Source organism: Desulfobulbus alkaliphilus (genome assembly GCF_016918545.1).
Lineage (GTDB): Bacteria > Desulfobacterota > Desulfobulbia > Desulfobulbales > Desulfobulbaceae > Desulfobulbus > Desulfobulbus alkaliphilus.
Genome location: NZ_JAFFQC010000305.1, coordinates 1 through 427, shown reverse-complemented (window position 1 = coordinate 427; position 427 = coordinate 1). Strand labels below are relative to the sequence as shown.

Here is a 427-nt window from a genome sequence, read left to right as displayed (position 1 = left end):
CTATAACGCCGAGCTGAGGCTGCAGGGGCGTTGCAACTCGGATCTGACCGCCAGAGGCGAAGCTCAGGCCCTCGCCATGGGGGCCCGCCTGGCAGAGCTCCTGGCTGAGCCCGCGAGCTGGACCCTCTATGCCAGCCCCCTTGGTCGTGCCCGTCAGACGGCGGAGCGGGTATGCCAGCAGCTTGGCTTGGATAAGGAACGCATCGTCTGGGATGAACGGCTGGTGGAGCTGGGCATGGGGGAGTGGGAGAGCCGCCGGGTTCCCGAGCTGTTGGCGGCCCATCCCGAGCTCGATCTGGAAGAGCCGGATTGGTATCTGCAGGCCCCGAATGGAGAGAGCTTCCAGAGCATTCAGTGCCGGGCCCAGGCATGGCTGCAGGACGAAGGCATTGCCAAGCAAGCCATCGTCGTCTCCCACGGTCTGTTC

At 65.3% G+C, this 427-nt stretch carries 1 protein-coding gene; it reads left to right on the top strand.

Going from position 1 to position 427, the window contains the following annotated elements:
- On the top strand, nt 1-427 hold a 427-nt coding region (locus tag JWG43_RS18660; RefSeq protein ID WP_205244413.1), incomplete at both ends, for a histidine phosphatase family protein.